This window comes from Sutterella sp. KLE1602 (genome assembly GCF_001578585.1).
Lineage (GTDB): Bacteria > Pseudomonadota > Gammaproteobacteria > Burkholderiales > Burkholderiaceae_F > Sutterella > Sutterella wadsworthensis_A.
In genome coordinates, this window is record NZ_KQ968491.1 from 21,999 (window position 1) to 41,531 (window position 19,533).

Annotated in this window: 13 protein-coding genes; 10 read left to right on the forward strand and 3 right to left on the reverse strand. The window is 65.1% G+C overall.

All coding sequences use genetic code 11. The features are described from left to right. The first annotated feature begins 93 nt into the window (after window positions 1-93). The 9 genes from HMPREF3036_RS01590 (at window position 94) to HMPREF3036_RS01630 (ending at window position 16,729) form a co-directional block, all read left to right on the forward strand. Window positions 94-3,696: an exodeoxyribonuclease V subunit gamma gene (locus HMPREF3036_RS01590; protein ID WP_005434739.1), complete on the forward strand. Its 3,603-nt coding sequence runs from the start codon at window positions 94-96 to the stop codon at window positions 3,694-3,696. Next, window positions 3,689-7,276: a UvrD-helicase domain-containing protein gene (locus tag HMPREF3036_RS01595; protein WP_062331004.1), complete on the forward strand. Its 3,588-nt coding sequence runs from the start codon at window positions 3,689-3,691 to the stop codon at window positions 7,274-7,276. Before HMPREF3036_RS01590 ends, HMPREF3036_RS01595 begins: the two co-directional genes overlap by 8 nt. Further along, window positions 7,273-9,240 (forward strand): exodeoxyribonuclease V subunit alpha, encoded by a 1,968-nt coding sequence (gene recD, locus HMPREF3036_RS01600; RefSeq protein ID WP_197457917.1) that lies wholly within the window; start codon window positions 7,273-7,275, stop codon window positions 9,238-9,240. The genes HMPREF3036_RS01595 and recD overlap by 4 nt, the downstream gene beginning before the upstream one ends. Before the next feature lie 212 nt (window positions 9,241-9,452). Continuing rightward, complete coding sequence (locus HMPREF3036_RS01605) at window positions 9,453-10,439, forward strand: HlyD family secretion protein (protein WP_062331010.1); 987 nt, start codon at window positions 9,453-9,455, stop codon at window positions 10,437-10,439. 25 nt (window positions 10,440-10,464) lie between these two features. Beyond that, window positions 10,465-12,321: an ATP-binding cassette domain-containing protein gene (locus HMPREF3036_RS01610; RefSeq protein WP_062331012.1), complete on the forward strand. Its 1,857-nt coding sequence runs from the start codon at window positions 10,465-10,467 to the stop codon at window positions 12,319-12,321. Further along, the gene (locus HMPREF3036_RS01615) at window positions 12,318-13,532 is read left to right on the forward strand and encodes an ABC transporter permease (RefSeq protein ID WP_062331015.1); all 1,215 of its coding nucleotides are present in this window, start codon (window positions 12,318-12,320) and stop codon (window positions 13,530-13,532) included. The genes HMPREF3036_RS01610 and HMPREF3036_RS01615 overlap by 4 nt, the downstream gene beginning before the upstream one ends. Then, window positions 13,526-14,635, forward strand: a complete 1,110-nt coding sequence (locus HMPREF3036_RS01620) for an ABC transporter permease (protein WP_062331019.1) — start codon at window positions 13,526-13,528, stop codon at window positions 14,633-14,635. Before HMPREF3036_RS01615 ends, HMPREF3036_RS01620 begins: the two co-directional genes overlap by 7 nt. Before the next feature lie 45 nt (window positions 14,636-14,680). Next, on the forward strand, window positions 14,681-15,322 hold the full coding sequence (locus tag HMPREF3036_RS01625; protein ID WP_062331022.1) for a TetR/AcrR family transcriptional regulator: 642 nt from the start codon (window positions 14,681-14,683) through the stop codon (window positions 15,320-15,322). A 216-nt stretch (window positions 15,323-15,538) separates the two neighbouring features. Then, on the forward strand, window positions 15,539-16,729 hold the full coding sequence (locus HMPREF3036_RS01630; protein ID WP_082897312.1) for a sugar transporter: 1,191 nt from the start codon (window positions 15,539-15,541) through the stop codon (window positions 16,727-16,729). Here HMPREF3036_RS01630 and HMPREF3036_RS01635 read toward each other — a convergent pair. Together HMPREF3036_RS01635 and HMPREF3036_RS01640 are read right to left on the reverse strand one after the other, a co-directional pair. Beyond that, window positions 16,701-17,165: a TOTE conflict system archaeo-eukaryotic primase domain-containing protein gene (locus HMPREF3036_RS01635; RefSeq protein WP_156469712.1), complete on the reverse strand. Its 465-nt coding sequence runs from the start codon at window positions 17,163-17,165 to the stop codon at window positions 16,701-16,703. The genes HMPREF3036_RS01630 and HMPREF3036_RS01635 overlap by 29 nt on opposite strands. 54 nt (window positions 17,166-17,219) lie before the next feature. Next, entirely contained in the window at window positions 17,220-17,678 is a 459-nt protein-coding gene (locus HMPREF3036_RS01640; RefSeq protein ID WP_062331028.1) for a TOTE conflict system archaeo-eukaryotic primase domain-containing protein, read from the reverse strand. A 263-nt stretch (window positions 17,679-17,941) separates the two neighbouring features. Here HMPREF3036_RS01640 and HMPREF3036_RS01645 point away from each other — a divergent pair, with 263 nt between their 5' ends. After that, window positions 17,942-18,403 carry an Hsp20/alpha crystallin family protein gene (locus HMPREF3036_RS01645; RefSeq protein ID WP_231289348.1) on the forward strand — a complete coding sequence of 154 codons (462 nt, stop codon included), beginning with the start codon at window positions 17,942-17,944 and terminating at the stop codon, window positions 18,401-18,403. A 98-nt stretch (window positions 18,404-18,501) separates the two neighbouring features. On the opposite strand, the gene HMPREF3036_RS01650 is transcribed toward HMPREF3036_RS01645, so the two are convergent. Then, the gene (locus tag HMPREF3036_RS01650; protein WP_005434728.1) at window positions 18,502-19,395 is read right to left on the reverse strand and encodes a universal stress protein; all 894 of its coding nucleotides are present in this window, start codon (window positions 19,393-19,395) and stop codon (window positions 18,502-18,504) included. Window positions 19,396-19,533: the final 138 nt, after the last annotated feature.

A 19,533-nucleotide genomic window follows, 5' to 3' on the forward strand; every position in this document is an offset into this window, starting at 1 on the left:
TGACGCACGGGCGCGTATCGTGGCATGAGGGGCGGGTCTTTTGTCAACACCCGCTAGAATGAACTCATTCCAGTTTCAAGCGATCCTCCAGACATGATCCACACCGTCTACAGCAACAGCTACGAGGTCTTGCGCGTCTGCCTCATGAACAACATCGAGGCGCTCGGCGTCTCCACAGGCGGGTCGGGCGGCGCCAGTCTTTTCGAGCGCGCCTTCGAGAAAGTGCCCGTCATCACGCCCAACAACGCGGTCGAGGAGGACCTCCGCCGCGCCGTTGCCGACCGCGACGGCATCTGCGCGGGCATCGACTTCATGAAGCTCTCCTCCTGGATGGGCTTCTTCTCCAAGGAGCCCATGGCCAACATCGTCGGCAACGAGGCCGACTGGATGATCTGGGACCTGTTGCGCCGCACGGGGTCTGGGAGCTTCCGCGAGGGCCCGGGTCGCGAGCGCCTGCGCCACTATCTCGAGGGCAGGAGCGACGAGGACGTCTGGCATCTGGCGAGGCGCATCGCCGAGGTGTTCGTCGTCTATTCGACCTATCGTCTCGACTGGGTCCTCGACTGGCTGGGCATGCATCCCGAGATGCTCAACGACACGGACGCACGCACGACAGAGCAGAAGGTGCTTGAGCGCCATCCCGACTTTGCATGGCAGCGCGACCTCTGGCGCGAGCTCGCGAGCCGCCCGTCCTGGCGCGGACGCCGCTTCCTCGAGGGCTTCCCCGACATGCTCCGCCGCCTCGCCGCGAGCGGCGGCTCTAAGCGCGTGAAGCTCGAGAACGACTTCACCGTGACGCTTCCCGATGCGCTGCACGTGTTCGTGCCTTTCGTCGTGCCGCCCGTCATGCTGCCGATCATCAAGGCCTACGCGGCCTCGGGGCGCGACGTCTGGTTCTATCTTCTCAATCCCACGAGCGAATACTGGTACGACCTTCTGCCGCGCAGGCTCTTCGACTGGAAGAACGCCCCCGAGGGCGCCGAGCTCGACGGACATCCGCTTCTTGCCGACAACGGCGGGTCGACCCGCGCCAACATCGACCGAATCTGGCGATTCACGGCCGCGCCCGACACGGCTGCGGGCCTTTCGGAACTCGGCGTGTCCGAGGAGCTCGATGAGGACACCGTCAGTCGTCTGCCGCAGGGAACCCGTAGGTTCCTGTCGTCGGACTTCCTCAAGGGATATGCGGGACGGCATCAGGAGATCCGTGCCGACATGGCCGTTGCCAACGACAGCTACTACATCGAGCGGAACAGCACCGATCTTCTCTCCCGCGTGCAGGACTCGATCCTTAACCTTGATGCGGATCTCAAGAAGACGGGAGGAGGCGCGCCGCTCTTTCGCGAGGACGACCGCTCGATCCGCTTCATGCGCTCGCCCACGCCCACGCGCGAGCTCGAGGCGCTTGCCGACTGGCTGCACGCGCAGTTTGCGGCCGATCCCGGACTCGGTCCCGACGACGTGCTCGTCGTGACGCCCGACATCTCGACCGCCGCGCCGCTCATCGCCAACGTCTTCGACAGCCTGCCGCCCGAGCGCCGCATCGAATGGCGCATCTCGGGCCTTTCGGGCTTCGAGGCCGACAAGGCGGCTCAGGCCGTGCTCGGACTCGTCGAGCTCGTCACGGGCCGCGCCACGCTCGAGTCGTTCGAGGCTTGGATTGCGCTCCCGCATGTTGCGAAGCGCTTCGGCTTCACGTCCGAGACGGTGCCGATGCTCGGCACCTGGCTTCGCGCCGCGGGCTACCGCTACGGTCTTTCCGACGCGCACCTGCGCAATCTCGATCCCGTCACCCATGCGAACGTCAGGGACATGACGCTCTCGCGCGCCGTCGAGCGCCTCGTGATGGGCTTTGCGCTGCCCGCCTCCGAAGGCGATCCGCTCTTTGACACGCTGCCCGTCAGGGGCACCGAGGAGGACGGCTGGAAGGACGTGAGCGAGGAGCCCGGACTGCTCGACGCCGTGAGCAGGCTCGCCGCCTCGCTCGAGGGCTTCAGGCTGCGCACCGAGAAGGCTGCGGCCCCCGAGGCCTGGACGACGTGGCTCGCTGACGCAACCGCCGTTTTCTTCAGGGATGACGAGGGCGGGGCCTTCAACCGCATCCGCAACGCGGCCGCCACGTTGCGCGAGGAGATCGAGCGCGCGGGCGTGACCGAAATTCCGTTCGGCATCTTCATGAAGAGCCTCGAACTTGCCCAGGAGACCTCGCCCGGCGGCGGCATGCCGACGCCCCGCGTCACCTTCACGGGCATGTCGCAGCTGCGTCCGCTTCCCTACAAGATCATCGCCGTCGTGGGTCTCAACGAGGACTGCGCCTTCCCCGGCAATCCGCACCGCCAGGAGTTCGACCTCATGGCGCATGCAGCCCGCCGCGGGGACCGCGACAGCCGCCGCGACAACCGCAACGTCTTCCTCGACATCCTGCTCGCCGCGAGAAGGACGCTCCTCATCTCGTACGTCTGCGGAACGGGTGCGGGTTCGGCCGAGCGCCAGCCATCCGTGGTCGCGCAGGAGCTTCGAGAATGGCTGCTCACCTTTGCGCCGGGCCGCGCCGAACGCCGCCGCGCAGAGGCGCTCCTCACCGTCAACGTGCCGCTCAACGCCTATTCGACCGAGAGCTTCCGCGATGCGGGCAGGGGCTGGCGAAGCCATGATCCCGCTCTTTTCGAGGCGCTCAGGAAGGCCGTGTCGGCGGGCTACGCCGCGACCGAGCAGAAGTTCGCCGATACTGGCCTCGAGGTCTTCAGGCGCACCGAAGTCTCGGTGCGCGAGATCTGCGACTTCTGGAAGGCGCCTGCCAGGAAGACGCTGGCTGCGGCCGGCGTCAGGCTTCCGGACGAGGCAGGCGACGACGAGCGCGGCATGATGCCGCCCGATGACGGACTCTCGAGCTGGATGCGCAGGAACGAGGCCCTCGAGGCCGCTGCGTCAGGCGATTGCGCGAACTGGCTCAGGCGCACCGCCTGCGATCCGAGGTTCGGAGCCGAGGGCATTCGCGACTGGCTCAGCGAGGACGCGGCCGCCTATGCGGCCAGGGTCGAGGAGCTCAGGATCGAGGCCGCCGTCGGCAGGGAGCTGCCCGAGGAGGATCTCGAGATCGACCTCGGCGAGGGCTTCCCCCGCGTGACGATGCGCCTCAGGGGCGTGTACGAGTCCGGCGACGTGCGCCGCTTCGTGCGCGCGACGGTTTCGAAGGGCACGGGCAACCCCGTGACGCTGGCCTTCACCGAATTCATCGCGGCTTGCGCGCTTGAGCGCGTCGACGAGGGCGCAATCATCGCGGGCTGGACCAAAGAGCTCGGCAACGGCGTGAAGGAGCCCAAGGACGACACCAATCCCGAGAAGCTCGTGACGATCGCCTTCAAGGCCTATTCGGCCGATGAGGCGCGCAGGATCCTCCGCGCCCTGCTCAGGCCCTGTCTCGCTGCGGCGGCTTCGGCCGCCCAGGGCGTCGACACGTTCGGTGATTATGGGGAGGAGGACGAGTCCGCCGACCTCATTCTCTGGCGCGGAGGCGACTTAGACAGGATGCGCAGGGTTGCGGACGAAAGGCGCAAGATGCGCTTCGAGCTTTTCAAGAAGAAGCTGCTCAAGAAGACACAGGACGAAAAACTGGTGGCCGCTTTTGAAGAAAAGGTGGACGAGGCCCTCAAGGCCATGGCTGAACCGACGCAGGATGACCAGCAAGATGACTAAAGACACGAATTCCCGTTTCGAAGCGGTGCCGCCGCTTTCGGAACTCAATGACGGCGACGCTGCGGCCGCCTGCGACGCCGTGCCCGAGTACTGCGACGATGTGCCGTCGTGTGCGGACGTCGAGGACTGCGCGGCTGCGCAGGAATCCTGCGTCCCCGACGATTTCTTCGACGACACTCCCGCGTCCGAACCTGAGCATGAGGAGTCCCTCGCCGTGAAGTCCGCCGACAGCGACGGCTTCGTGGTGGAGAAGGCCGACCTCACCGTTCCGACGCTTCTTGAGGCGTCTGCGGGCACGGGCAAGACCTTCTCGATCAAGCATCTGGTGCTCAGGCTGATCGTCGAGCAGGAGATCCCGATCAACAGTCTTCTCGTCGTGACCTTCACGAAGGCGGCCACGGCGGAGCTCAAGAGCCGCATCCGCGAGCATCTTGCCGAGACGCACGGCTATCTGACGGGCATCTACGCCGCCGAGGACGTCGATCCCCTCGTCGTGAGGCAGGTGGAGATCTGGCGTGGCATGTCCATCAGCGACGAGGATGCCGTCAAGCGCCTGCGCGAATCGCTTGCGCGCTTTGACGACTCGGCCATCAACACGATTCACGGCTTCTGCCAGAAGATGCTCTCCGAACACGTCTTCACGTCGGCGGGGAACTTCGATACGGAGCTCTCGGACGACGACGCAGCCCTGCGCGACGAGGTGACGGAGTCCTTCCTGCGACGCGAACTCGACGCCTGCACGTCGGCCGACGAGCGTCGCCTGCTTATGCAGGGCGACGACTGGGCGGAAAAGCTCAGAACGCTGGCCGGCCTGCCCGAAGATCTGGCAAAGCGCGTCATTCCCGACGATGTCGAGCCGCTGCCCCGCGAATGGCTCGAGCGCTTCATCGGCACCGCGCCTGCGGCGCTTCGCGCCCTCAAGCGCGCCAGGAGGCTCGCGACCTACGACGACCTGCTCGCCGAGATGTGGCTCACGCTGCGCGACGATGCCACGGGCGCCTTTGTAGCCGGCATCAGGAACACTTACAGGGGCGTGCTGATCGACGAGTTCCAGGACACGGACCCCGTGCAGTTTGCCATCTTCAGGAAGCTCTTCCTCGAGATCCCGAAGAGCGAGCGCTCGGCGGACAAGCCCCGCGCGCTCTTCTTCGTGGGCGACCCGAAGCAGGCCATCTACAGCTTCCGCTCGGCCGACCTCGACACCTACATGCGTGCGCGCAAGCTCATCAGTCGCCACAGCCGCCTCGGACGCAACTTCCGCTCCTGCCCGAAGCTCGTCGAGGCGGTCAACCGGTTCTTCTCGATCGCGGGCCCCGACGCCTTCCTGCGCCACGACCTCGCCTACAAGCCCGTCGATGCGAAGGTCGACCGCACGGGCCTCTTCCTGCTCGACGAGGATGGGATCTGGCGCGAGGCGGACGTATTTGAAATCTGGTACACCGAGGAAGGGCTTGAGGGCAAGGACGCGATGAACGTTGCGACGGCCCGCTCTGTTGCCGACGACATCGCCCGACTCATCACGCTCGGGCGCGACGGCAGGGCTGCGATCGCCGCAGGTCCCGACGACCATGTGATCGGCTCGGTCGTGATCGAAGTCGAGGACGGCGAGACGAAGAAGCCCGTGGCGAAGACCATTGCCCTTCGCGCCGTCGAGGCCCGCGACATTGCGATCCTCGTGCAGAAGCGCGGTCACGTCGACAATGTGAAGCGGGCGCTCGCCCGCCGAGGCGTGCGCGTCGTCATGAAGAGCAACGACGACGTCTTCAGGACCGAGGAGGCGCACGACATGCTCTGCCTGCTGCACGCCTTCGCCGAGCCCGGCGTCGAGCGCGTGCTCACGGCGCTCAGGGCGACCCGTCTCATGGCCGCCACGCTCTCCGAGCTCTGCGACCAGGACGAGCAGGCGCGCTCGGACCTTCGCGAGCGCCTTGAGGCGGGCGTCGCCCGCTGGCGTCGTGCGGGTGCGGCGGCTGCGCTCTCGGCCTTCATCGACGAGGAGCACCTCGCCGAGCGCCTGTTGCCCGTCGAGGGCGGCGAGCAGCGCCTCACGAACTACGCGCACATCATCGAGCTTCTCAACGAGGCGGGCAGGAAGTATGCGACGCCTGCAGGCCTGCTGAGCTGGTTCGAGTCCGCCAGGGCGCAAAAGGGCGGCGAGACGCGCAACCTGCGCCTTGCCTCCGACGCGAACCTCGTGACGGTCGAGACCATTCACTCGAGCAAGGGCCTGCAGTATCCGATCGTCTATCTGCCGAGTGCCGAGTCCATGGCCGTCATGAAGGGGGAGAAGCGCTCCGTCTTCAAGCAGAGCGACGCTTCGGGCATGGAGCTCTCGATCACCCACGGGGAGGTGCAGGAGTCCGATGCGCTCAAGGTCAAGCGCAAGGAGGAGCTCGTGCGCCTTGCCTACGTCGCCATGACCCGTGCGGCGTGCCGGCTCGTGCTCGTGGTGCCACAAAACAGAACGTCTACGGGCTGGCACGGGAATTACAGGAAGAACGCCTACTTCATGGCGCTTACGGGCTCGCTCGAGCCGGATCGCGACATCGTGCTCGACAGTTTCCGGGAGCTCGGCAGCCTGCCCGGCGTGCGCTGCGTCGAGATCGAGACGCTCCTTACGGAGACGGCCGACGACATTACGGTCGCGCCGCCCGCGCTCGATACCGATCTCGGCGTCGATCACGCGAAGCCCATCCTGCCGAAGTGGCGCGTGAGCTCGTTCTCAAGCATCAACCGCTCCGTCACCGACGACGAAGTCGCCTGGTTCGGTCCAAAGCAGTCGGCCGGTCCGCTCGAGGGCATTCTGGCCTTCCCGCGCGGCACGAAGGCGGGTGACGCGATGCACGGCATGCTTGAGATCGCCGACTTTCCCGCAGTTGCGCCCGATACGCCCGAGGCCGATGCGCTGCGCCGCAGCATCGCCCGCAGCCGGATCGAACAGTTCCTCTCCTTCCCCGATGAGGCCTCGCTCGACAAGGCCGTCGGAGAGGCCGCGCGCATGATCTACGACGTCGTCAACGCCGAGATCCTGCCCGGCATCCGCCTGCGCGACGTGAAGATGACGGAGCGAGCCTCCGAAATGCCGTTCCTCCTGCGCATGCGGGACGGACTCAGCGCGTCGGACCTCAAGGATACGCTTGAGAGGTTCGGGGATATGTACGCGATTCCGAACCTCTCGGACGACGACCTCTCGGGCTTTCTCACGGGCTTCATCGACCTTGCGTTCGGCGCGAAGGGCAGGTTCTGGATTCTCGACTGGAAGAGCAATGCGATCACCCGCTTCGTGAGGACGCAGGCCGACTTCACGCAGCATGTCATGTCCGACGAGATGCGCGTGCACCGCTACCGTCTCCAGTACCTCATCTACCTTGTGGCGCTCAGGCGCTTCCTCAAGGCGAGGCTCGGGCGCGACTACGACGACTCACTCCTCGGTGGCGCCTGCTACGTGTTCCTGCGCGGCGTCAGCGCCGATGCCCGGCGAGGCCCCGAAGGCATCCAGGGCGTCGTATACGACCCCGTGGGCGCCGAAAGGATCGCCCGCCTTGACGAACTCTTCCTGCCTGAATGGGAGCAGAAATGACGAACATCACCACCAACGATCCCGGCCGCACACTCCCGCCCAAGCTTGCGGAGTTCGGCGAGTCGCTTCTTCGCATCGCCGACCGTGCGCGCGAGGCGCAGGGGCTCGAGCCCTTCGGCGAGGACATGCACGTCTTCATGCGTGCCGTCACGTCCGCCTTCGCGGGCGCCGACGACCGCGGCAGCGTCTGCGTAAGGCTTTTCGACGTTGCGCGCCGCATGGGCCTTGAGGTCGGGGAGGACGAGGAGGCGTACGACGCGGACATCCGCGCGCATCTCGAAGAGCTCGCCCGCTGGGGGCTTGCCGCTGCGGGCGCACCCGCAGAGGGCGCGCGCCCCTTGGCGCCCCTCATGCTCGACGAAGGCGCAGGCGGGCTTGCCTCCCGACTTTATTTTGCGAGGTTCTTCGCCGAGGAGCAGCGCCTTGCGGCTGCGCTCGTGCGGATCGCCTCGAAGCCTCCGCGCACGCTTCCCGAGGTGACGGCCTCGCTCGTCGAGAAGCTCACGGGCGCCCTGCACGCCGACGAACTCCAGACCAAGGCCGTGAGGCTTGCGCTCGAGAACCGCCTTGCGGTGATTTCGGGCGGTCCCGGCACTGGCAAGACGACCACCGTGGTTCTCATCCTCGAGTGTCTGCTCGAGGAGAACAAGGACCTTTCCATCTATCTTGCCGCTCCGACGGGCAAGGCCACGAGTCGCATGCGCCAGTCGATCGTCGCGATGACCCAGGGCCCGATCGCGGGCAATTTCCCGCGCATGAAGGAGGTCGTTTCCGAGGAGACGGCTCAGGGCGCCCCGCGACGCGTCGAGGAGCACACGATCCACAAGTGGCTCGTCAAGAAGACGCCTTCGGGCGAGAAGCCCTCGGCGGACAATCCGCTTCCCGCCGACGTGCTCATCATCGACGAGGCCTCGATGGTCGACATCCATTTGGCGGCCCGCCTCTTCGAGGTGGTCTCGGAGAGTACGCGCGTGATCATCCTTGGCGACAAGCACCAGCTCGCCGCCGTGGGACCGGGCGCCGTCTTTGCGGACATCTCCGCCACCGACGGCGCGCTTGCCGCAAGCACGGTCGACCTCAAGACGAGCCGCCGCTTCGCCGAAGGCTCCGTCATCGCCAAGCTTGCCGCCGCGATCAATCACGACGGCGGGATTTCGAGCTCCACCGCCTGCACGACGGTCAAGCGCCTGCTGGCCGACGCGCAGACCGACGGCGACCCTGACTGGCGCATCGCCTGGGACGACGCCATGCCGCAGGGCGAAGGCGGTTACGGCCTGGCGCCCGCTGCCACCGCGTGGCTCGAGGAACGCTTCTCGCGCTACACGGCCGCGCTCATCGACTACATGCGCGTCGTCACGCGCCCCGAGCCGAAGGCCGACGACCTGAAGGCCGCGGGCCGCGCCCTCTGGGAGATCTTCCAGACCTTCAGGCCGCTGTGCGCCCAGCGCCGCGGCCCGCAGAGCGTCGAGGGCATCAACGCCTGGGCCGAGGCTAAGGTCAGGACGGCGCTCGCCGGCGCAGACTTCAAAACCTTCGCCGAGGACCGCTGGAACTATCCCGGCCGCGCCGTCATCATCCGAAGCAACGACGACATCCTCGGCGTCTTTAACGGCGACGTCGGCATCGTGCTCCCCGACGAGCACGGCGACCTGCGCGCCGTCTTCTTCGACGCCGACCGCAGCATGCCGCCCGCGCTCATGCCCGCGCACGACACGGCCTTCGCCATGACGATCCACCAGTCCCAGGGGTCCGAATTCCCCGAGGTCGCCGTCTTCCTGCCGACCGACCCCGCCTCGGGCCTCGCCACCCGCGAGCTCCTCTACACGGGCGTCACCCGCACCAAGCGCTCCGTCGACATCTTTGGCACGGAGCGGGTCCTCAACGCCTCCGTCGAGAACCGCACCGTGCGCGTCTCGGGCCTCGCCGACCGCCTCGCCGAGCGCGCGAAGGCCGCCCGCGGCTGACCTTCCCGCACCGTCACCAGAACCTCGAAAAGGCCACTCCCCGCGTCCGAATAGGGGCGGGGAGTGGCCTTTTGCACCCTTATTGTGAAATGGCCGGTCAGTACAAAACAAAGGTGACCGACGGGTTCAAAATGGGCTGGAACGGTGTTATAGTCTCCTTAAGAAAATGAACCGGGCGATTCAAAATGAATCCGCCCTCAAGGAGGCTTGAAATGGCGGTTGGAAAGAAGGCCGTGGTGCTGGTCGTTGCGGCGGCGGTCGCGGCGGGAGCAGGCTGGGGCTTCGCAGAGTGGCAGAAGAGCCGCGAGGCGAAGCCGAGCGTGGCCTGGGGCAGCGTGGATGCGCGCGAGGTGTCCCTGGCCTTCGAGGGGAGCGGGCGCATCGCCGAGCTTCTCAGGGAGGAAGGCGAGGCCGTGAAGGCGGGCGACGTGATCGGGCGCCTCGACACGCGTGCGCTCGAGATCGAGCGCCGTCGCGCAGAAGCGCAGGCCGAAGGGCTTGACGCCCAGTGGCGTCTGGCCGAAGAGGGCTTCCGCAAGGAGGAGATCAGTTCCGCGAAGGCCGAGCTCGATGCGGTGGAGAGCAATCTTGCGCTTGCAAGAAAGACCGAGGACCGCCAGCTCAAGCTCTGGAAGGCCAACGCCACGACGGCTCAGAACGTGGACAACGCGCGCTGGAGCCGCATTGTGCTTGAAAAGCAGGCTGCGAGCGCGCGTGCGGTCTACGAACTCAAGGTCGCGGGTCTGCGTCCCGACGAGGTCCGCCAAACGAAGGCCGCCCTTGATGCGGGCCGCGCCGCCGTCGACTCGCTCACCTATCAGATCGAGACGGCCGCCGTTCTCGTCTCGCCCGTCAACGGCGTCGTGCGCACGCGCATGGCCGAGCCGGGCGACATGGCCTCCGCCGCGAGGACCGTCTATCAGATCAGCATCATGGATCCGAAGTGGGTCCGCGCCTACGTTTCCGAGACCCAGCTCAAGTACGTGCAGGAAGGCGCCGAGGCGCTCGTGACGACCGACACGACCGAGCCGCTCAAGGCCCGCGTGGGCCACATCTCGAGCGAGGCCGAGTTCACGCCAAAGACCGTTGCGACGCAGGACCTGCGCACGGTGCTCGTCTACGAGGTGAGGCTCAACGTCGAGGATCCGGGCAACTGCCTGCGTCTCGGCCAGCCCGTGACCGTGGACTTCGCGCCCTGAATCCGCCGCTGGAGGAAAGCACGTCATGACGACATCCGTCATTGAAGCGTCGGCGCTCTGCAGGGTCTTTGCGTCCGAGGACGGACGCGAGCCCGTGCGTGCGGTCGACGGCGTCACCTTCGCCGTACCGCCCGAGGCGCGCTTGGTCGCGCTCATCGGTCCCGACGGCGCGGGCAAGTCGACGCTCATGCAGATGATCTGCGGGCTCGTGGGCCAGGACTCAGGCTCGCTCAGCGTGCTCGGGCGCACTCCGGACCCCGACGACGAGGACTTCGTCAACGCCGTGGGCTACATGCCGCAGACGCTCGGCCTCTACAAGGACCTCTCCGTCATGGAGAACATGAAGCTCTTCGGTGCGCTCAGGGGCGCGAAGCCTCCCGAAGACATGACGATCGAGGCGTACTACGCGAGCCTCATTGCGCTCACGGGCCTTGAGGGCTTCGAGGGCCGCCCTGCGGGCAAGCTCTCGGGCGGCATGAAGCAGAAGCTCGCGCTGGCCGTCGCGCTCGTGCGCGCGCCCGCGCTCCTTCTCCTCGACGAGCCCACCGTGGGCGTCGACCCGCTCTCGCGCCGCGAGCTCTGGGCCGTGATCCGGCGCATGGTCGGGCAGGGCGGCACGACGTGCTTCTTCTCCACCGCCTATCTCGAGGAGGCTGAGTCGGCCGACTGGGTGCTCTGCATGTCGGAGGGTCGCATCATCGGCTCAGGCACGCCCGCGGAGCTTCTCGGGCGCACGAAGGGCCGCACCTATGCGCTCGATCTTTCGGGTTTTTCAGACGCCGAGAGGAAGTCGCTCTCGCGCCGCATGATGCTCAAGGTTTCGCCCGCCCCCGAAAAGTCGGTCTTTCTCGACGCCGTCCCCCGCGACGGCGGCATCGACCTGCTGCTCAACGCCCCCAACACCCGCGAATTCGCCGAGCGCGAGGTCGAACTCGCGCTTCGCAGGGACGAGACGGGGACCGTTCCCGACTTCGACGTTCTCGAACGTGCGCCGCGCATGGAGGACGCCTATGCGCTCCTCACCTTCACGATGGAGACCGTGCGCGCCGACGACGCCGCCTCGTCCGCAGCGCCCGACCCCGACGATCCGGGGCGGCTTGATACGGGCGACGTGCCGATCCGCGCGCGCGATCTTTCGCGCACGTTCGGCAGCTTCGTGGCGGTCGCTGACACGACCTTTGACGTGAAGCGCGGAGAGATCTTCGGCCTGCTCGGCCCCAACGGCGCGGGCAAGACCACGACCTTCCGCATGCTCTGCGGCCTTCTTGCGCCTTCGGGCGGCGAGATCGAGGTCGTGGGCTGGGATCTTCGCGAGGCCAAGGCCGAGGTGCGCGCCGAGATCGGCTACGTCGCCCAGAAGTTCTCCCTCTACGACAAGCTCACGGTCGAGCAGAACCTGCGCTACTTCGGGCGAAGCTACGGCTTCTGGGGTCCGAGGCTCACCCGCCGCGTCGCCGAGGCGATGCGCGGCTACGGGCTTTCGGCCTACAGGCGCATGCCTGCCAAGTCGCTGCCCGTGGGTGCGAAGCGCGATTTGTCGATTGCCTGCGCGCTTCTTCACCATCCGAAGATCCTCTTTCTTGACGAGGCGACCTCGGGCGCCGACCTCGCGTCCCGCCGCGCCTTCTGGCGCAGTCTCACGAAGCTTGCGGCCGCAGGTACGACGATCGTCGTGACGACTCACTTCATGGAGGAGGCAGAGTACTGCGACCGTTTCCTCATCCAGGACGCGGGTCGCATTCTGGCGCTGGGTTCGCCCGGTGAGGTGCGCGCCTTCGCCGCCAAGGACGCGCCGGGCCGCACGATCCGCTCGATCGAGGACGCCTTCATCGCCATCGTCGAAGCCGCCCGAGCTGCGAGGAAAAAGGAGGCCGCATCATGACCGCCGCGAGAAAAACAGGACTGCTGCGCTTTTCGGCTTCCAGATGTCTGGCGCTCATCGTCAAGGAGTGGCACCAGATCGGGCGCGATCCGTCTGCGCTCGTCATCGGCGTCTTCCTGCCGCTCTTCATGCTGCTCGTCTGCGGCTTCGGCATCTCGATGGACATGAAGGGCGTGCCCGTCGCGATCGTCCTCGAGGAGCGCACGCCCGTCGCGCAGCGCATTGCCGTCGACTTCACCGCGAATCCGTACTTCGACGCGAAGGTCTTCTACGCGAAGGCGCCCGCCGAAAAGGCGCTTGAGGCCCGCGAGGTCGAGTGCATCCTCACGATTCCGGCGGGCTTTGCGGCCAACGCTCAGCAGGGCGAGGCGGCCGAGCTCGGCCTCACGGTCTACGGCGTCGACAGCAATTCCGCGACGCTCTTCAAGAGCTACGTGCTCGGACAGCTCAACAGCTCCGTCACGAAGATGGTATCGAACGGCATGATCGAGTCCGCCGTCGCCTCGCGCGTCTCGGCTGGGCCCGTCAAGTCGCTCGCGTCCCGCAGTTGGTTCAACGAGGCGAGCATCTCGACCTGGTACCTCGTACCGGGCATCCTCGTCATCGTCGTGGGCGCAGCGTCCACCATGATGAGCGCCATCGTGATCGCGCGCGAATGGGAGCGCGGCACCATGGCCGCGATCTTCGCGACGCCGGCCTCGCCCCTTGAGATCTTCCTCGCGAAGTGGCTCAGCTACTGGACGATCGCCTTCGGCGGCTCGCTCCTCTCGCTCTGCACGAGCTTCCTCGTCTTCGGACAGCCGCTCAGGGGAAGCATCGCGGGCGTGCTCGCCATCCTGCTCACCCTGACCGCCATGGGCACGGCGCTCGGCCTCTTCATCTCCGCCAAGGTGAAGAACCAGTTCCTCGCGATCGAGCTCGCCGTCGTGCTCGCCTACATGCCGAGCCTGATGCTTTCGGGCTTCCTCTTTGACCTGAGGAGCGTCCCTGTCTGGATCGAGTTCGTCGGCAGGCTCCTGCCGCCCACCTACGCCGTCGAGGCCTTCAAGCAGTGCTTCCTGGCGGGCGACGGTCCGATCCTGTGGCGCAACGTCGGGATCCTCTGCTGCTGGGCCGCGCTCTTCTTCTGCATGGCCGTGCGGGTCCTGCGCAAGCGCCCGCCCGTGACGGTCCCTGACAAGTCCGAACCGAAGGGAGGCGCATCATGCTGAAGTCCCTCTGGCGGGACGTGCGCGCGTCTCTCAACCGCATCTTCGCCATCGTCGTAAAGGAGTTCGCCGTCACGTTCGGCGACAAGGGCTCGCGCATGGTGCTCATCGCGCCTGTGTTCCTGCAGGCCATTCTCTTTGGCTACGGCGCGACCTTCAACCTTGAGCGCGTGCCCTGGGTGCTTCTTGACGAGTCGCACTCGTCGGCCTCGGCCGAAATCGTGCGCGGCATCACGGGCAACGGCATCTTCGACCTCAAGCGAAACGCCGTCTCGCTCGCCGACTTCGAGAAGAGCATCGACTCGAGTGAGGCGCTCGTCGGGGTCTACTTCCCGAACGACTTCGACCGCAAGGGCGAGATGAGGGTCGTCTCCGACGCCCGCAACTCCACGACCGCGGGCATCGCCTACGGCTACATCAGCTCGATCGCGACGCAGGTCAACGCGAAGCACGGCGGCGGGCTCGCCGTCGAGGTGCGCGACCGCGCGCGTTGGAATGAGAACGGGATCACCCGCTACACGATTGTGCCTGGCCTCATTCCCGTGCTCGCGCTCATTCAGGTACTGCTGCTTGCCGGTCTCTCGGTCTCGCGCGAGCGCGAGGACGGCTCGTTCGACATGATGCTCATGACGCCCGCCGACAGCATCGAGATCCTGATCGGCAAGGCCGTCATGCCGACCCTCATCGCCTGCGGACAGGCCTTCCTGATCTTCGCGATCGGCTTCCTCTGGTTCGAGCTTCCTTTCAAGGGCTCATTCCTGCTGCTCGGCCTCGTGATCTTTGGATTCAGCCTCTGCATGGTGGGCCTGGGTCTGGGCGTCTCGGCCGTTGCGGACAACATCCAGCAGTCGATCGTCATGATCATCGTGATGATGCTCCCGATGGTGATCCTCTCGGGCCTCATGACGAGCGTGCGCGCCATGCCCCACTGGATGCAGACCGCTACGATCCTCAATCCGCTTCGCTACAGCATCCAGGCCATCCGCGCCGTCTACTTCGAGGGCGCGGGCCTCATGGACATCCTGCCGCTCGTCTGGCCCGTCGCTCTCGTGGGGCTCGGCTCGATGAGCCTCGCAACCTATCTCTTCAGGCACAAGATCTCGTGATCTGCGCCGAAGACAAGAAACTTTTGAAAAGGGAGTCAACCGGACATGGCCGTCAAGACTGAAGACAAGCGCCGCCGCATCCTTTCGGCGGCCCTCGACTGCTTCGAGGAAAGGGGCTTTGCCGCCACCCGAATGGAAGACATCGCCCGCAGCGCGGGCGTCGCCAAGGGGACGATCTACAACTACTTCAAGGGCAAGGAGGAACTCCTGCACGCGCTTGCCGAAGGCATCGCGGGCGTCATGCACCGCAACCTCGAAAACGTGACGAGCTCCGAAAACGAGGGCCTTCCCCTCAAGGATAGGCTCATGAAGGTCGTCGCGCCGCTCACCGACGGCACGCCGCGCTCGAAGCGCAACCTGCGCGTTTTCCGACTCGTCTGGGCCGAGGGCCTGCGCTCGCCCGAGATCATGCACGACCTTTACGCGAGGCTCTTCGTGCCTGTCTTCAGAAATGACGGCCTTCTTGCCCGCATGCTCGAGAAGGAGGACGTCCCCGACTTCGTGCGCAACCGTCCCGTCGTCCTCGTCGCGCCGCTCATCCAGTCGATCTTCATCCACGTGCTCGTGGGCAACGAGCTCATCGGCTCGCCCCGCGAGTACATCAGCGACTACTTCGACTTCATCCTCTCGAAGAACGCACGCGAGGAGCACGTCCCCGACGTTCGCCTGCCCGGCGAAGACGCCTGACGAGCGGCCCTCAAGCTTCATTCGGGGTGGGGCGCAAGGCCGCCCGCCTCACACAAAGCAAGTCTCCCGCAGCGGCTTGATGTGCGTCATTGACGCCGCTTCAGGCCGCTGCCTTCGCCGGACGGCTGCGCTAAGATTCTCATCCGCCAAAAAAAACGCAGGTCCCGCCTGCGGATGAAAACGACAGTCCCGGACAAAATCAAAGCGCACATCATCATGACCGACACCGGCGAAAAGACCTTCTTCATGCGTTGGCTTCCCGTATTGACGCTCACGCTCTGCACCTTCGTCTTCAACACCTCCGAATTCATTCCGATCGGGCTTCTCACCGACATCGGCCGTGACTTCGGCCGCACCGAGGCCGAGATGGGTTGGCTCGTGACGACCTACGCCTGGGTCGTCGCGCTCATGTCGCTGCCGCTGATGCTGCTCGCCTCGAAGATGGAGTGTCGTCGCCTCATGATGTCGGTGCTTGCGCTCTTCGTCGCGAGCCACGTGCTCTCGGCCGTCGCATCCAACTACTGGATTCTCCTCGCGTCGCGCCTTGGCGTCGCCTGCTCGCACGCGATTTTCTGGTCCGTCGTGAGCCCGCTTGCCGTCGAGGTTGCACCGAAGCACAAGACCTCCGCCGCGCTCGGCCTTGTGGTCGCGGGTTCGTCCATCGCCATGATCGCGGGCCTGCCGCTCGGACGCGTGCTCGGCCTCTATCTGGGCTGGCGCATGACCTTCCTCGCCATCGGGCTTGTCGCGGCGATTGCGCTCGTCTGCCTCTGGCGCTTTTTCCCGAGCGTGCACAGCCGCAATGCCGTGGCGCTCGACAAGGTGCCAGCACTTCTGAGCCGGCCCGCTCTCATGGGCATCTATATCCTGACGCCGCTCATCATGACGGGGAACTTCACGGTCTACTCGTACATCGAGCCCTTCCTCGCGCAGGTGACCGGCATGCTTCCCGACCGCATTACCTGGGTGCTCGTCGCCTACGGCGCTGTGGGCATTCTCGGCAGCTGGATCTTCTCGCACTTCTTTGACCGCCGTCCGATCGGCTTCCTGCAGTTCTCAGTGTTCGGCATCGTCGCGAGCCTCTTTCTCATGGCACCTCTGGGCGGCGGCGAACTCACGATCGTGCTGCTCTGCATCTTCTGGGGGCTTGCGGTGACGCTCTACAACCTGGTCTTCCAGTCGGCCATCATCCGTGCCGTTCCGTCGGGCACGGCCGTTGCCATGAGCGTCTATTCGGGCATCTATAACGTGGGCATCGGTTCGGGCGCCCTCGTGGGCGGCCTCGTCTGCACCCACGCCTCGATCGCCGACATCGGTTGGGCGGGCGGTGCCATTGCGGCCGCAGGCGCGCTCTTCTGTCTCCTGCGCGTCGGTCCCGTCATGCGCGGTGTCTTCGCGAAGTCCTGAGATGCATGCGGGCTTGACGCATGAATGAAAGGCGGGCGTCCCTTCGAATGAAGGATGAACCACCGCGCGCCTTGGCTTCAGGCTGCATGGGAAGCGCCACCAGATTGCCGATGCTGCTGTTGCCGCGCGGCAGTTCGTCCTGACAGGGAATGATGCGGTCGAAGGAGTCGAGCTTGAGTAGCCCCTCATCGGCGATCGTGAGCGCAATCAGTCTTTCAAGAACCCGTCTGACCACTGCGGCCTGCATGGGTACGGACAGGAAGAGCCACAGGTGCACGCCGCAGGCGGATCGGGAGATTTCAGGAACGAGTGGAATGCCGTGCTTTCTGGCGGTCTTGATGACGGCTTTGCCGTCACGCTCCCAGTCACTGTTATCAAAGTCAAGAACGGCAAATCGGCAGGTGTTGTCCGTCAGGAGCGGATAGACGCCCATCACGATGTCGCCTTTGAGATGGAAGTAGTAGGTCCCGGCAGTCCCCTTTTCGTAGGCTTAGTGCGGGCACAGGTGGCACTTCAGGTTGCAGCCTTCGGTGTAACGCATGGTGCATTTCGGCGAGTAGCCGGACTTTTGCGCGTCGGTCCTGGAGGCCCAGCGGGTTGCGTAGACATCGGATCTGCCTGCAAATAGACCTGCGAACAGCTCGACCTTCTCTCGTGAAGTGAGATCCGTTTCCGCAACAATCTTCGGCGTCTTGACCAATTGTTTTCCGGTGCTGCCGCATGGGGCTTGTGTTTTGGCTTCAGCGTCCGTCCACGGCTCATCAGGAATCTCGAGGCCTGACGTGGCGGTTGCGGGCGGGGTTTCGACTGCTTTGAGCGGTTCGACGGCTTTGGGCAAACTGCTTTGGCTGCGCAGCGCCGAGATTTCCGCCTTGAGTTCGAGCACGACTTTCTGAAGGTCAGTGACGACCCGTGTCAAAAGGGCAAGTTGAGCCTTCACGTCTTCCATGACGCATCTCCGGGAGCTTCAGGATTTTTCGAGTATGTCCGAAGGCTCTCGACAATCCTTGAGCCGTCTAAAGAGGAGGGGAGCCTTTCTGATGCACGAACTCCGCTTTTCTTTTGCCTTTAGGCAAAGGTTTCGCTTTTTCCGAGCTTGAAATCAGACTTGAAGCCTCCATATAGTCCTCAGAGAGAGGTGCGGGGCGCCCGAAAGGGTGCCGCACAGGCACTTCTCCGAATGCACACCGCCATGGTCGACGGCAGAAGACAATGAAGGAAAACAAAATGCTGCTTCCGTCTGTTTTTGGTGAAGACCTTTTCGATGAAACGTTCCCGTTCGCCGGCATGACCGATCGTCACGGTCATGACAAGCTCTTCGGCAACCGCGCCGGCCGTCTGATGAAGACCGACGTGCGCGAAGGCGAAAAGAGCTGGGAGCTTGATGTTGAGCTTCCGGGCTTCCGCAAGGAGAACATCAGCGCCACGCTCAAGGACGGCTATCTGACGATCAGCGCTGAAAAGGCCGTTGAGGAGACGCAGGAGGCCGAAAAGAAGGGCCAGTGCGTTCGCCGCGAACGCTGGTCCGGCGCTCTGAGCCGCGCGTTCTACGTGGGCGAGGGCGTGACTGAAGAAGACGTCAAGGCGAAGTACGAAAACGGCGTCCTGAGCATCTCGATCCCGAAGAAGGAGGCGATCGAAGCCAAGGCCAAGAAGATGATCGCCATCGAATGAGGTCATTCCTCTGGTTTTCGTCGATGCATTGACGCATGAATGAGACGCGGGCGTCTTCCTGATCGGAAGGCGCCCGCTTTCAGTCATGCGGATTGTGCTTATCGGATGATGAGCAGCGGCACGGAGCTGTTGGCCGCGATCTTCTGGGCGGTGGAGCCCATGAGCGCGGAGCGCAGGTTGCCGTAGCCGTGCGAGCCCATGAGGAGCAGGTCGAGCGGCGTGTTTTCGGCGTAGTCGGCGATCACTTCGCCGGGGTTGCCGTCAAGGCGCACGGGGCGCGGCTTGATGCCTTCGGCCTCGAACTTGGGCATGAGGGCGGCCATCACTGCGTCGAAGTGCTGGCCGCGAAGCTTGACCATGTCGGCGGCGGCCGTCGGACTCGACATCATGCTTGCCATCGAGGAGAGGCCGATCGTATGGGTGGAGCGGCCCGCGTTGAGAAGCTCGTAGCGGGTTTCGGAGCCGAAGAGCGCGCGGTTCTTGAGCACGAAGTCCACGGCGCGCTCGCCGTATTCGGAGCCGTCGCAGGCGATGCCGATGCGAAGAAGCGAGGTCCCTTCGGGGAGCTTGTCGCGCAGCATCAGGATCGGACGGTGGGTGTGGGCGAGAACGGCGTTCGAGACGGAGCCGAAGAGGAAGCTGCTCACGGCGGAATGCCCGCGGATGCCCATGATGATGAGGTCGGCGTCGACGAGGTCGGCTTCCTTCACGATCTCCTCGGCGGGAGAGCCGACGGCGTAGTGCATCTCGATGTTGAGCTTCGTGTCGCCGAGCAGGGCGCGCACGGACGCGAAGAGGCTTTCGGCCTCCTCGGCGTAGTAGTCCTTGATCGTGAGCGGTTCGAGGCTCGTGATCATGCGCTGCGGCACGGGATGCTGAGAGAAGAAGATCGTGATCTTCGGAGCGGCGCCGAGCAGGTCGGTGCGGGTGGTCAGGAATTCAACGGCGCGCAGGCTGTGTTCGGTGCCGTCGACGGGAACGAGAATGTTCATAAGTTTACCTCCAGTGCCCTCTTCGCCTCTTCTGCGGACCGCCGACAGGCAGGCCCTGAGCGAGGGACCTCATGTGAATATCATGCCTGCTTTTTTTGCTTTTGTCTAAACAACCTCGCCACTGAAGTGGGAGGGTTT

Bases quoted from the DNA above. Each gene is read 5' to 3' on its own strand.
- HMPREF3036_RS01590 (WP_005434739.1), top strand. From the start codon at position 94: ATGATCCACACCGTCTACAGCAACAGCTACGAGGTCTTGCGCGTCTGC.
- HMPREF3036_RS01615 (WP_062331015.1), top strand. From the start codon at position 12,318: ATGACCGCCGCGAGAAAAACAGGACTGCTGCGCTTTTCGGCTTCCAGA.
- HMPREF3036_RS01640 (WP_062331028.1), bottom strand. From the start codon at position 17,678: ATGGAAGACGTGAAGGCTCAACTTGCCCTTTTGACACGGGTCGTCACT.
- HMPREF3036_RS01630 (WP_082897312.1), top strand. From the start codon at position 15,539: ATGACCGACACCGGCGAAAAGACCTTCTTCATGCGTTGGCTTCCCGTA.
- HMPREF3036_RS01625 (WP_062331022.1), top strand. From the start codon at position 14,681: ATGGCCGTCAAGACTGAAGACAAGCGCCGCCGCATCCTTTCGGCGGCC.
- HMPREF3036_RS01610 (WP_062331012.1), top strand. From the start codon at position 10,465: ATGACGACATCCGTCATTGAAGCGTCGGCGCTCTGCAGGGTCTTTGCG.
- HMPREF3036_RS01595 (WP_062331004.1), top strand. From the start codon at position 3,689: ATGACTAAAGACACGAATTCCCGTTTCGAAGCGGTGCCGCCGCTTTCG.
- HMPREF3036_RS01605 (WP_062331010.1), top strand. From the start codon at position 9,453: ATGGCGGTTGGAAAGAAGGCCGTGGTGCTGGTCGTTGCGGCGGCGGTC.
- recD (WP_197457917.1), top strand. From the start codon at position 7,273: ATGACGAACATCACCACCAACGATCCCGGCCGCACACTCCCGCCCAAG.
- HMPREF3036_RS01645 (WP_231289348.1), top strand. From the start codon at position 17,942: ATGAAGGAAAACAAAATGCTGCTTCCGTCTGTTTTTGGTGAAGACCTT.
- HMPREF3036_RS01650 (WP_005434728.1), bottom strand. From the start codon at position 19,395: ATGAACATTCTCGTTCCCGTCGACGGCACCGAACACAGCCTGCGCGCC.
- HMPREF3036_RS01620 (WP_062331019.1), top strand. From the start codon at position 13,526: ATGCTGAAGTCCCTCTGGCGGGACGTGCGCGCGTCTCTCAACCGCATC.